General features: G+C 63.3%; 10 protein-coding genes. 9 read left to right on the forward strand and 1 reads right to left on the reverse strand.

The features are described 5' to 3' along the window. The first annotated feature begins 7 nt into the window (after positions 1-7). Positions 8-1,264 (forward strand): aminopeptidase, encoded by a 1,257-nt coding sequence (locus tag V5F68_RS23645; protein WP_394012919.1) that lies wholly within the window; start codon positions 8-10, stop codon positions 1,262-1,264. A 28-nt stretch (positions 1,265-1,292) separates the two neighbouring features. Here V5F68_RS23645 and V5F68_RS23650 read toward each other — a convergent pair whose 3' ends face one another. Then, a complete protein-coding gene (locus tag V5F68_RS23650; protein ID WP_394012918.1) occupies positions 1,293-2,213 on the reverse strand; it encodes a LysR family transcriptional regulator in 921 nt (306 codons plus the stop codon). Between the two features lie 179 nt (positions 2,214-2,392). Between V5F68_RS23650 and gbd the strand changes: the two genes are divergently transcribed. The 8 genes from gbd to V5F68_RS23690 all read left to right on the forward strand — a co-directional run bounded on the left by gbd (position 2,393) and on the right by V5F68_RS23690 (position 12,170). After that, complete coding sequence (gene gbd / locus V5F68_RS23655) at positions 2,393-3,532, forward strand: 4-hydroxybutyrate dehydrogenase (RefSeq protein WP_348845411.1); 1,140 nt, start codon at positions 2,393-2,395, stop codon at positions 3,530-3,532. Positions 3,533-3,672: 140 nt separating this feature from the next. Next, complete coding sequence (locus V5F68_RS23660) at positions 3,673-5,055, forward strand: MFS transporter (protein ID WP_394012917.1); 1,383 nt, start codon at positions 3,673-3,675, stop codon at positions 5,053-5,055. A gap of 82 nt (positions 5,056-5,137) precedes the next feature. Then, positions 5,138-5,911, forward strand: coding sequence for an SDR family NAD(P)-dependent oxidoreductase (locus V5F68_RS23665; protein ID WP_394012916.1), 774 nt, complete (start codon positions 5,138-5,140; stop codon positions 5,909-5,911). Between the two features lie 101 nt (positions 5,912-6,012). Further along, positions 6,013-7,131 (forward strand): alkene reductase, encoded by a 1,119-nt coding sequence (locus V5F68_RS23670; RefSeq protein ID WP_394012915.1) that lies wholly within the window; start codon positions 6,013-6,015, stop codon positions 7,129-7,131. Between the two features lie 495 nt (positions 7,132-7,626). Continuing rightward, entirely contained in the window at positions 7,627-8,394 is a 768-nt protein-coding gene (locus tag V5F68_RS23675) for a haloacid dehalogenase type II (protein ID WP_394012914.1), read from the forward strand. Positions 8,395-9,058: 664 nt separating this feature from the next. After that, positions 9,059-10,042, forward strand: a complete 984-nt coding sequence (locus V5F68_RS23680; RefSeq protein ID WP_509274722.1) for a tripartite tricarboxylate transporter substrate-binding protein — start codon at positions 9,059-9,061, stop codon at positions 10,040-10,042. Between the two features lie 65 nt (positions 10,043-10,107). Then, positions 10,108-10,629 carry a tripartite tricarboxylate transporter TctB family protein gene (locus V5F68_RS23685; protein WP_394012912.1) on the forward strand — a complete coding sequence of 174 codons (522 nt, stop codon included), beginning with the start codon at positions 10,108-10,110 and terminating at the stop codon, positions 10,627-10,629. A 26-nt stretch (positions 10,630-10,655) separates the two neighbouring features. Further along, positions 10,656-12,170, forward strand: coding sequence for a tripartite tricarboxylate transporter permease (locus V5F68_RS23690; RefSeq protein WP_394012911.1), 1,515 nt, complete (start codon positions 10,656-10,658; stop codon positions 12,168-12,170). Positions 12,171-12,186 lie beyond the last annotated feature (16 nt).

Here is a 12,186-nt window from a genome sequence, read left to right on the forward strand (position 1 = left end):
TTGGACCATGACCACGCACCAGAGCGACCTTCCGGCACTGATCGATCCTGCGAAACTCGACCGGCTCGCAGAGGTGGCGGTCAAGGTGGGTCTCGACCTTCAGCCCGGGCAGGACCTGTTCCTCACCGCCCCGATCGCCGCATTACCGCTGGTGCGGCGGATCGCCGAGCACGCCTACAAGGCCGGCGCCGGGCTTGTGACCCCCATGTTTTCGGACGAGGAGATGACGCTCGCGCGCTATCGTTTCGGCGCCGACGCGAGCTTCGACCGGGCGCCCGGCTGGCTGTATGACGGGATCGCGAAGGCGTTTGGCGCCAATACCGCGCGCCTCGCCATCGTCGGCGACAATCCGATGCTGCTGTCGGGTCAGGACCCCGCCAAGGTGGCGCGCGCCAACAAGGCGAATTCGCTCGCCTATCAGCCGGCGCTGGAGAAGATCGCCGGCTTCGACATTAATTGGAACATCATCGCTTATCCCACCCCCTCCTGGGCCAAGCTGGTGTTTCCGGACGATGCGGCGGATGTCGCGGTCTCGAAGCTGGCGCAAGCGATCTTTGCCGCGTCGCGCGTGGATGGCGACGATCCGGTGGCCGCCTGGTCCGCGCACAATGCCGCCCTGCGCACCCGCACCGAATGGCTGAACGGCCATCGCTTCGCGGCCCTGCATTATTCCGGGCCGGGGACCGATCTCACCATCGGCCTGGCGGACGGGCACGAGTGGCAGGGCGGCGCCTCCACGGCGAAAAACGGCGTGACTTGCAACGCCAACATTCCCACCGAGGAGGTGTTCACCACCCCCCATGCCCGGCGCGTGGAGGGGCACGTCTCCTCCACGAAGCCGCTGTCCTACCAGGGCACGCTGATCGATGAGATCCAGGTGCGGTTCGAGGCAGGGCGCATCGTCGAGGCCAAGGCGGCGCGCGGCGAAGAAGTGCTGAACAAGGTGCTGGATACGGACGAGGGCGCGCGCCGGCTGGGCGAAGTCGCGCTCGTCACGCATTCCTCGCCGATCTCGAAGAGCGGCCTGCTGTTCTTCAACACGCTGTTCGACGAGAACGCCGCCTGCCATATCGCGCTTGGCCAGTGCTATTCCAAGTGCTTCCTCGACGGCGCGAATCTCTCGTCCGAGCAGATCGCGGAACAGGGCGGCAACAAGAGCCTGATCCATATCGACTGGATGATCGGCTCGGACCGGATCGACATCGACGGCCTCACGGCGGACGGTGCCCGCGTGCCGGTGTTCCGCAAGGGCGAATGGGCCTGAGGCGCGCCGCGCTCGAAAGGCCAGCTGCTCAGCGCAGATTGAACCCCTCCATAAAATAGCGCGCCACCGGCGAGAGCGGCGCGCCGCGACGGGTGACGAGTTCGTACGGCTCGCTGCGCGAACGCAATTGCAAGGGCAAGATTGAGGTCATGCCGAAGCTGGTGCAGAATTGCGCCACCTCGCTCGAGAGCAGCGCCACGAACGAGGGCTCTCGCTGGAGCAGCGACAGGGTCGCAAACGCCGAGGTGGTCTCCACGAGATAGAGCGGGAACCTCAGGCCGGCCTGCTGGAATTCGCGCTCCAGCAACACCCGCATGGGCATGTTGGCGGAATAAACCACCCAGCGCGCGTCTGCGAGATCCGCAAGCTCGATGCGCTTGCGGGTTGCCGCTGGGTGATGGGTGTTTGCCACCACGGCGAGTGTTTCCTCTCGCACGATCACGCTGTTGTAGAGGTCTGGACGCTCGCTGATGGTGGTGCGGCAGATGGCGATGTCGAGCCGTCCCTGGTCCAGAAGGCGCAGAAGCTCGGCGCTCGTGTCCTCCACCAGCTCGATTGAGATGGCCGGATGCGCCCTGATGAGGCGCAGCATCATTTCGGTCAGCAGCGGCACGGCGCCCATGATGACGCCGAGCGCCAGCTTGCCGCCATGGCCCTGGAGCAGGCCCTCCATCTCCTCCCGCATCTGGCCGAGATTGGTGTGGATCAGCCGGGCATAGCGAATGACGCACAGGCCGGCATCATTCGCCACGAGCCCGCGATTGGTGCGCGTGAACAAGGTTGCGCCGAGGGTTTCCTCAATCTCCTGCAGCGCCTTGCTGGCGCCGGGCTGGCTCAGTCCGACCTGTTCTGCCGCCTTCAGCAGCGAGCCGAGATCGTCCAGCGCGATCAGCAGCCGCAGATGCCGCAAATGGAGCCGCGAGATCATGGAACCGAGGGAAGGCAGCATGTCTTTGTATTACTCCTGGATATAGCTGTATCAACTCTTCTCAGTTTTCAATGAAAACGCCCTCACATATCCCTTTGCAGTGGCGCGGCTTCGTAAACCTGAGCCGCTCACGCTGCAGTGCAATATAAAAAGGACCGAGTCGCGCGGAAAACGGGCGATTTTGTGGGGAAATACTTGAGATGGCTCTGATCAACTACCTCACGCGCATCCAGTTCGGCTTCGGCTCGGTGTCGCTGTTGCAGGATGAGTGCGACCTGATCCCGATCCGCCGCCCCTTGATCGTCACTGACGCGGGCGTGCGCAAGGCTGGCATTCTCGACACGATCCTGGAACAGCTTTCTCCAAAGACCGTCGCCACGATCTTCGATGCGACGCCGCCGAACCCCAACGAAGCGGCTGTCCGCGCCGCCCTCGCCGCCTATCGCGAGGGAGAGTGCGACGGCATCATCGCGGTTGGCGGCGGTTCCTCCATCGACCTCGCCAAGGGTGTGGCAGTCTGCGCGGCCCACGATGGGCCTTTGAAAAGCTTCGCCGTCATCGAGGGCGGCGTGGAGCGCATCACGGCGGCGACCGCGCCTGTCATCGCGATCCCCACCACCGCCGGCACCGGCAGCGAAGTGGGCCGTGGCGCGATCCTGATCCTGGACGACGGGCGCAAGGTCGGCGTGCTCTCGCCTTACCTCATTCCTAAGGTCGCGATCTGCGATCCGGAGCTGACCATGAGCCTGCCGCCGCTCCTGACCGCGGCCACCGGCATGGATGCCCTGTCCCATTGCATCGAGACCTACCTTTCGGCCGCCTTCAACCCGCCCGCCGACGGCATCGCGCTCGAAGGGCTGCGCAGGGCTTGGACCCATATCGGGCGCGCCACTCATGACCCCTCCGACCGCGAGGCGCGGCTGAACATGATGAGTGCCTCCATGCAGGGCGCCATGGCGTTCCAGAAAGGGCTTGGCTGCGTCCATAGCCTCAGCCATTCGCTCGGCGGCATCAACCCCCGACTCCACCATGGTACCTTAAACGCCATTCTCCTGCCGGCAGTGATCGAATTCAACAAGGACAGCGATTCTGCCCGTCATGAGCAGAAACTGGAGCGGCTGGCACAGGTGATGGGCGTCGGCGAAGCCGATGAAGTCGGCCCGACAATCCGCGCGGCGACCGAGCATCTTGGCCTGCCCGCCAGCCTGGGGGCGGTGGGCGTCGGCGAGGATCTTTTCGCGGGCATCATCAAGGGCGCGGTGGCCGACCATTGCCACAAGACCAATCCGCGCGAGGCCTCGCCGGATGATTACGCGCGGATGCTCACGCAATCCCTCTGAGGCCAGTTTTACCGGCCATCGCAGGCGGCGGCGCACACGCCAAAGCGCTGCCCTGCGGTTAGTAACAAGCTGATTCATAAGAATAAATCTTGGCTCGCGCTCAGCGCGTCAAAGACCAATAGTCGAGGGAGGGAACTGGAATGATTATCAAGACGACCGTCGGCCAAACTGCCGCCTCGGTGGCACAGGCCACTGACGCCGTAATCCGCAAGGCGGGGTGGCGCATTATCCCCCTGTTCATGGCGTGCTTCGTGGTCGCGTATCTCGATCGCGTCAATGTCAGCTTCGCCAAGCTGCAGATGCAGAGCGAGCTGGGCTTCTCCGAGGCCGCCTACGGGCTCGGCGCCAGCATCTTCTTCATCGGCTATCTGCTGTTCGAGATTCCTTCCAACATGATCCTGGCTAAGGTCGGCGCCCGGCGCTGGATCGCCCGGATCATGATCAGCTGGGGCATTGCCTCCGCGGTGATGATGTTCGTGACCTCCGAATACGCCTTCTATGCCCTGCGCTTCCTGCTCGGCGTGCTGGAGGCCGGTTTCGTTCCGGGTGCCGTATATTGCTTCACCCATTGGTTTCCCGCATCCCAGCGGGGGCGCATCAACTCGCTGTTCTTCATGTCCATCGGTATTTGCGGATTGATCGGCGGGCCGATCTCGGGCGCCATCATGAAGTTCATGGACGGCATCAGCGGTCTCGCCGGCTGGCAATGGTTGTTCCTGCTGGAAGGCATTCCGTCCGTGGTGCTCGGCTTCGTGGTCCTGATGGTGTTGGACGACCAGGTGGACGACGCCAAATGGCTGACCTCGGAGGAAAAGGCCCTGCTGAAGGCCCGCCTCGCGCAGGATCCCAAGGTCGGCCACGCCCATTCTTTCGGTGCTGCCTTGCGCGAGCCCGTGACCTATGTGTTCTCGCTGATCTATCTCGGCTTGGCCATGGGCATTTACGGCATCATCTTCTGGATGCCCCAATTGGTGAAGACCGCCGGCACCACCGACACCTTCATCATCGGCATTCTGACGAGCCTGCCTTACCTGATCGCCCTCGCCTTGATCCCGCTCATCGCCCGCAGTTCCGACCGCTCCGGCGAGCGGCGCTGGCACCTCGGCGCGTGCGCGGTTGCCGGGGCGGTGGGCTATATCATCTGCGCCGCGTTCGGTAACAGCTTGATTGCGCTGCTGCTCGGCCTGACCATCGCGGCCACCGGCATCATCGGCTCGTTCGGCCTCTTCTGGCTGCTGCCGCAACGTGTGCTCTCGGGCCTCGCCGCCGCGTCCGGCATTGCGCTGATCAATTCGGTCGGCCAGATCGGCGGCATCATCGGGCCCTACATGGTCGGTGTGGTGAAAGATGCCACCGGCAGCGCTTCCATGGCCTTGTATGTGATCGCGGCCGTCTGCGGCGTTGCGGCCGTGCTCATCATGTGGTGCCTGCCGCGGAAGCTCTATTTGCGCGATGGGGAAGTCCGCAACATGGCGCCGTCCACGGACATGGTTGGACTGGTGGCACAGCCGAACGAGATCTAGTCCAACACCTCGCCTCCGGCTGGAGACAGCCCCCACGCCGCCGGTTCGAGCCGGCGGCGCAGTTCATAAGGGAGATGCCCGCATGTCGGGAACAGAACGCTTCAGTCTCGCCGGCAAGGTCGTCATGGTCACGGGTGCCAGCAAGGGATTGGGGCGCGCCATCGCTCTCGCTTGCGCGGAATGCGGGGCGGACCTCGTGCTGGGCGCCCGAGGCCTCGGGCCGACGGAAGCGGTAGCCGACGAATGCCGGGCGCTTGGCCGCACCGCCTGGGCCGGCGAGCTGGACGTCACCGGCCCCGCAGGCATTGATGCGTTCGTCACCGAGGCGCTGGCTGTCATGGGCCGCATCGACGTGCTGGTGAACAATGCCGGCATTACCATCGTGAAGCCGGCGATCGAATTCACGCCTGAGGAATTCGATCGCATCAGCGACCTTAATTTCAAGGGAGCCTTCTTCACCGCGACAGCGGTGGCCCGCAGCATGATCGTGCGCGGCATCAAGGGGGCGGTCATCAATATCAGTTCGCAGACGGGCCATGTCGGCGCGCCGCTGCGCGCCGTCTATGCCGGCACCAAGGGGGCGCTGAATCAGCTGACGGCCACGCTGGCGGGCGAATGGGCGCCCCACGGGATCACCGTCAATGGTGTTTCGCCGACCTTCTCTCGCTCCGATATGCTTGAAAAAGCCATGGAGAATGCCGATTTCCGGGCCATGGTGGCCCGCGTTCCGTTGGGCCGCCCGGCGGAGCCCGATGAGATCGCCTCCGCCGTGGTCTATCTCGCAAGTGGGGCAGCGCGCATGGTCACGGGTCACACGCTGCTGGTGGACGGCGGCTATACCGCAATCCGAAGCTAAGCCCGCCATGCAAGCCCCCATAAGCGCGTATTCCTCAGCTCCTTCCACTCGGATCGCCGGCGTGTCCGCCGCGCACGGCGCAGCCTGATCGAGGATTTCCCATGGCCACCACGTTGTTCACACCTCTCGCCCTCGGCCCGTATCAGCTCGCGCACCGCGTGGTGATGCCGCCGCTCACGCGCATGCGCGCCGGCCCGGGCGGCGTGCCGCGCGCTCTGAATGTCGAATATTACGCCCAGCGCGCGACGAAGGGTGGTCTCATCATCGGCGAGGGATCGCAGATCTCCCCCATGGGCCAGGGCATGCCCGGCACGCCGGGAATCTATTCCCCCGAGCAGATCGCCGGCTGGAAGCGCGTCACCGATGCGGTCCATGCCAAGGGCGGGCTGATGTTCCTGCAATTGTGGCATGTGGGCCGCATCTCCCATTCCTCTCATCTCCCGGGCGGGGCTCTCCCGGTGGCGCCTTCGGCCATCGCTGCCGCCGGAAACGCCTTCACATCCACGTTCGAGCGTGTGCCATTCGAAACCCCGCGCGCGCTCGAGGCCGATGAAATCCCGGCGCTTCTTGAGAGCTACGCCCAGGCCGCGCGCAATGCCATCGAAGCCGGGTTCGACGGGGTCGAGATCCACGGCGCGAACGGTTATCTGCTGGAGCAGTTTCTCCATGCGCGCTCCAATCACCGCACCGATGCCTATGGCGGCTCCATCGAGAACCGGGCGCGCCTGGTGGTGGAGGTCGCGCGCGCTGTGGCCGACGCCGTGGGCGCCGAGCGTACCGGCATCCGCCTGTCGCCGTATGGGATCGCCAATGACAGCGGCGAACCCGAGCCCATGCCGCTCTATACCCATCTGATCGGCGAACTGGCCAAGGTCGGGCTCGCCTATCTCCACCTCATCGAGCCGCGCGCCAGCGGCGCCGGCCAAGCCGAGGTGGACCACAAGGACGTGCCTTCCGCCGCCGAGCTGTTCCGGTCCGTCTGGCCGCGCGTGCTGATCGCCGCAGGCAATTTCAAGCCGGAGGGGGCGCAGGCCATGGTCGCGGCCGGCACCGCCGACGCCATCGCTTTCGGCCGCCTCTTCATCTCCAATCCCGACCTGCCGGAGCGCATCCGCCTCGGCGCGCCCCTCACCCCCTATAATCGCGCCACGTTCTACGGTGGCGAAGAGGTGGGCTACACAGATTATCCGCGCTTGAACGAAGCGGCCGCTGCGGAATAGCAGCAACACCCCTCACTCCGCCGCAGGGCGGGGTGAGGTCTATGGGCTTCGAGCGCGCTCGACGCGGCTTTAGCAGCCGGCTCACCGCGCCGCCTCGCTTTATTGCGCGCGGCGCGCGACCAGCGTTGCTGCAGGTGCTCGCTGGAATCATCCGCTCCCGTCGCGTCAGGGCCCGCGCCTCTCGCACACCTCTGCAAAAGGCAGTCTGGCGACGGGGCCGGCTGTTGAACCGATAGAACGATTCCTCGCGAAACCCACTTGCGCCGATCGCTTCGAGAAGGCCACGATGGGTCGTGGCAGATGCGGATGGCCGGCGAGACGTGCCTGCCGTGCCCCATCGCGTCACGATGCGATCCTCGAGGACGTTCGGGAGGGTGATGGGACGCGCGTTACGACGAGACATGCGCGCCGACGCCTATTTCGACGAGATGCTTTTTCCGCGTGGACCGGCCCGCGGGCCCAAAGCCCACCCTCTGAACTTTGTCGAGGCCGCACATGATCAAGGCAGCAGTATTCGATGCTTACGGAACGCTTTTCGACGTGCAGAGCGTGGCGGAGGCGACCGAGCGCGCCTATCCGGAATACGGCGCCTACATCACACAGGTGTGGCGGCAAAAGCAGCTCGAATATAGCTGGCTCCGCTCGCTCATGGGCCGCTACGAGGATTTTTGGACGGTAACGCGCGAGTCTTTGGCCTACACCTTGAAAACCCTCGGACGCGAGCCCGACGAAGCTTTCCTCGTCGAGATGGCGGAGGCCTACAATCGCCTGAAGCCGTTCCCCGACGCGATTCAGACCCTGAGGGAATTGGCTCCGCTTCGGCTCGCCATCCTCTCGAACGGCGCACCGGACATGCTGCGACGCCTCGTGACCAACGCCGGGCTTCAGGATGAGCTGGAGGCCGTCATCAGTGTGGATGCCAAGCGCGTCTTCAAGCCTGATCCGCGTGCCTATGAGCTTGTGGAGGAAACTCTCGGAGTCGCTCCGCACGAGGTCATGTTCGTCTCGTCCAATGGCTTCGACGTCGGCGGAGCGAAGAACTTCGGTTTTCGCGTGGCCCGTGTCGCCCGCTTGCCGACGCAAGCGCTGACGCGCGAGCTGGAGAACGGGCCAATCGCTCCGCAGACCATGTTCAAAGCTTTGCGTATGCAGGAAGAAACCTATTGCGAGGCGCCGGATCTGGTGGTCTCGTCGCTGTCCGAACTTCCGCGCGCGCTGCAGCGTTATCAAGTGAGTGAGCCGAACGCCGGCATTGGTCGCTGACACGGCAGCTATCGCCGTCTTCGTAGCTGGCAACGACGAGCCCGGTCCGGGGATCGCGGCTGCAGCCCCATGGTGTCCACGGCGCGCAACGCAGGCGCCTGAGGTGTCGAATCTGGCGCGTCTCGTGGCAGGTCGGATCTGACGACCGAGCTCCTGCTGCACCGAAGCGTGACGACTGCTGCCGTGACCTCCTTTTCGGATCGTGCAGGCGCGCTGTGTAAGCCAATCGGCGTCGGCCGCCGATCCTGTTCGGGCGCCATCCACGCCGGCGTTTTGATGGGCGGGACGGTAAAAGGGCTTGATCTTTTCATGCGCATGATCATAGATAATATAGGATCTACGAAATTCGGTCGTTCTCGACGCCCGGATAATTCGTGACGGCACGCTCCGCCCCAGCGGGTCCTGCACTGGCTGTCGGCTCGCCGTTGGAAGAGGATGAATCAAACTAGTCCGATTTCGTGCCGCAGATGGCTTGGCAGTGCGGCTAGAAAAAAGAAATAAAAAAGTAATTTACCCAGCCTTCAACTTGGCGCGGATGCCCAAAAACGGAAAATATTCAACGGGATCAGGTCCCGAATGATGTTTTCTGGAAGGCTGTGTTGATAACGATATAAGGGAGGAAAGCATGATGAAGAGAGCGTCTTATTTGGGTATGGCCGCGGCGATGGCCGTGACGGCGATCGTTTCCGCTCCTGGCGCCGCGCGCGCCGAATGGAAGCCCGATCGTCCGGTTGAACTCGTGGTCTCGGCTGGCCCCGGCGGCGGATCGGATATTTTCGCCCGCGTGGTCCAGGCCGCCCTCACCAAGAACGCACTGCTGACGACGCCGATCCTCGTGCTCAACAAGGCCGGCGGCAGTGGTTCGGAAGCATTCAATTACGCCAAGGACAATCCCGACAGTCCTTATAAGATCTATTTCGGCACCCAGGACGCCTATGTGCTGCCGCTCGGCACGAAGGTGAACTATAGCTTCAGCGACCTCACGCCGGTCGCCTCGATGGTTTTCGACGTCTTCATCCTATGGACCAATCCCAAAGCTTCCGGGCTCAATACCGCCCAGGAGTTCGTCGCCAAGGCCAAGGCCAATCCGGGCAAGGTGAGGGTCGCCGGCGCGAAGGCCAAGGATGCGGACGAGACGGTGGTGACCCTCGTCGAGCGCGCCACGGGCACGGACCTTGCGTACATTCCCTACAAAAGCGGGAATGAAGCGGCGATCCAGGTTGCTGGCGGGCATATCGAAGCCAATACCAACAATCCGAGCGAGAGCCTGGAGCAGTGGAAGGCCGGCAACCAGAAGCCGCTCTGCGTGTTCACCAGCGAGCGCCTGACCGACAAGACGGTGGTGGCTGATGGCATGAGTTGGGCGGACATCCCCACCTGCGTCGAGGCAGGGATCGACGTGAAGGACTTCCTCCAGCCGCGCACCGTGTGGATGGGCGCCAAGGCGCCGCCGGAAGCTCTTGCCTATTACACCGACCTTATGAAGAAGGTCACCCAGACCCCCGAATTCAAGTCCTACGTCGAACGCAATGTTCAAATCGACAAGATGTTGACCGGCCAGGATTTCAAGAACTACCTGGATCGGGAGATCAAGACTTACGCTGAGATCTACAAGGCCAACGGCTGGCTCGTCGGCACCGGACAATAGCGACAGCAGGGGCGCGAAGCCCTGGTTCAACCGGCTTTGCGCCCCCTCCTCGTGGAGTTGCCTCGATGAAGATCTCTTGGAAGACAATGGAAGTGGCGACCGCCGCAACAACCGGCCTCATCGGCGCGATTGTCTGCTACGGCTCGCTCGAAAACGGAATCGCCTGGGGCTCCAGCGGCCCGCAGCCCGGCTATTTCCCGTTCGGCATTGGTTGCCTCATCATGCTCGGTAGCTTGGGAACCATGGTCCAGGCCCTGCTGAAACGCTCCGCGGCGCCGGTCGTGGCCAGTGCCGGCGGCGGCGAGGTCCATGATGACGAGCCGTTCATGGACACGCAGCGGTTTCGAACCGTATTGCTGTTCTTTTTGCCGATCATCGCCATGTCGGCCATTTCCGTTTGGCTTGGCCTTTATATCGGCATGGCGCTCTACATCTTCTATGCCATGCGGTTCGCCGCCGGGTTCCGCACCAGCACCAGCGTGTTGACCGCCGTCATCGTGGTCGCGGCCAATTTCATCGTCTTTGAGAAGCTGTTCATGGTGCCGCTGCTCAAGGGGCCGATCCTCGAATACTTCGGCATTTACTGAAGAATAAATAAAAGAGGAAACGAGCCATGGGCAATTTTGGCCAATTGATGGACGGGTTCGCGATCGCCCTCACGTCCCAGCATATCCTCATCATGGTGTTCGGCGTGCTCCTGGGCCTGGTGGTCGGTGTTCTCCCGGGGCTAGGGGCGCCGAACGGCGTGTCGCTGTTGATGCCGCTGACCTTCACCATGGAACCCATTTCGGCAATCATTCTGCTGACATCCATGTATTGGGGTGCGCTCTTCGGCGGATCGACCACATCCATCCTGTTCAACATTCCGGGCGAGCCTTCCTCGGTCGCGACCACCTTCGACGGCCATCCGATGGCCAAGCAGGGACAGGCGGTGCGCGCCCTTACACTTGCGTTCGCATCAGCCGGCATTGGCGCGCTGATCGGCGTCCTCGTCATCACGTTGATGTCTGGCTGGGTCGCGAATTTCGCGATGCGGTTCGGTTCGCCCGAATATTTCGCGGTCTATTTCCTCGCGTTCGCAAGCTTCATCGGCATGGCCGGCGGTTCTCCCTTCAAGACACTGGTGTCGATCATGCTCGGCCTTGCCGCCGGCACCATCGGCATGGACACGATTTCCGGTGAAGGGCGCCTCACGTTCGGCATCAACGAACTGACCGGAGGCATCTCATTCCTGATCGTGGTGATCGGCCTGTTCGGCATCGGCGAGTTGCTGGTCACCATCGACGAAGGCTACAAGTTTGATGGGGTGAAGGCGAAGCTCAGCCTGCGCGAAATCTTTCGTACACTTGCGGAAATGCCGCGTTATTGGGTCACCATCCTGCGCAGCGCCCTGATCGGCTGCTGGATGGGGATCACGCCGGGCGGGCCCACGGCGGCCTCGTTCATGAGCTATGCGCTCGGGCGGCGGTTTTCCAAGCGTGGCTGGAATTTCGGTAAGGGCGAGCCGGAGGGCATCATCTCCCCGGAGACCGCCGATCATTCGGCCGGGTCGTGCGCCCTGCTGCCCATGCTGGCGCTCGGCGTTCCCGGTTCCGCGACTGCCGCGGTGATGATGGGCGGCCTGATGATCTGGGGCCTTTCTCCCGGCCCCATGCTGTTCACCACTCAGCCCGATTTCGTCTGGGGCCTGATCGCATCCATGTATGCGGGCAATCTGATCGCGGTCGTCCTGGTGCTGGCAACGGTGCCGCTGTTCGCTTTCATCCTGCGCGCGCCGTTCTCCGTGGTGGGTCCGCTGATCGCGATCATTTGCATCATCGGCGCCTATACTGTCGCAAATCATGTCTTCGATATCTGGTTGGCGCTTGTGTTCGGCGTGGTCGGGTACGTCTTCAAGAAGCTGTCCTATCCTCTCGCGCCGTTCGTTCTCGCGGTGGTGCTGGGTGACAAGGCGGAGGACGCGTTCCGGCAATCGATGCTGTCCTCGGGCGGCACGCTGCGCATCTTCTTCGAGACTCCGCTGGTCGCGACGATGATGGCGATCGGAATCTTCCTTCTGTTTCTTCCGCTCATCACCCGCGTCTTCGGCGCCGTGTTCAACGGTGGGATCAAGCGCGGCGTGGCGTAGAGGCCAGCTGCTTTCG

Source organism: Roseixanthobacter pseudopolyaromaticivorans (genome assembly GCF_043195145.2).
Taxonomy (GTDB): domain Bacteria; phylum Pseudomonadota; class Alphaproteobacteria; order Rhizobiales; family Xanthobacteraceae; genus NCEH01.

Bases quoted from the DNA above. Each gene is read 5' to 3' on its own strand.
- V5F68_RS23680 (WP_509274722.1), top strand. From the start codon at position 9,059: ATGGCCGTGACGGCGATCGTTTCCGCTCCTGGCGCCGCGCGCGCCGAA.
- V5F68_RS23675 (WP_394012914.1), top strand. From the start codon at position 7,627: ATGATCAAGGCAGCAGTATTCGATGCTTACGGAACGCTTTTCGACGTG.
- V5F68_RS23670 (WP_394012915.1), top strand. From the start codon at position 6,013: ATGGCCACCACGTTGTTCACACCTCTCGCCCTCGGCCCGTATCAGCTC.
- V5F68_RS23685 (WP_394012912.1), top strand. From the start codon at position 10,108: ATGAAGATCTCTTGGAAGACAATGGAAGTGGCGACCGCCGCAACAACC.
- V5F68_RS23690 (WP_394012911.1), top strand. From the start codon at position 10,656: ATGGGCAATTTTGGCCAATTGATGGACGGGTTCGCGATCGCCCTCACG.
- V5F68_RS23660 (WP_394012917.1), top strand. From the start codon at position 3,673: ATGATTATCAAGACGACCGTCGGCCAAACTGCCGCCTCGGTGGCACAG.
- V5F68_RS23650 (WP_394012918.1), bottom strand. From the start codon at position 2,213: ATGCTGCCTTCCCTCGGTTCCATGATCTCGCGGCTCCATTTGCGGCAT.
- V5F68_RS23645 (WP_394012919.1), top strand. From the start codon at position 8: ATGACCACGCACCAGAGCGACCTTCCGGCACTGATCGATCCTGCGAAA.
- V5F68_RS23665 (WP_394012916.1), top strand. From the start codon at position 5,138: ATGTCGGGAACAGAACGCTTCAGTCTCGCCGGCAAGGTCGTCATGGTC.
- gbd (WP_348845411.1), top strand. From the start codon at position 2,393: ATGGCTCTGATCAACTACCTCACGCGCATCCAGTTCGGCTTCGGCTCG.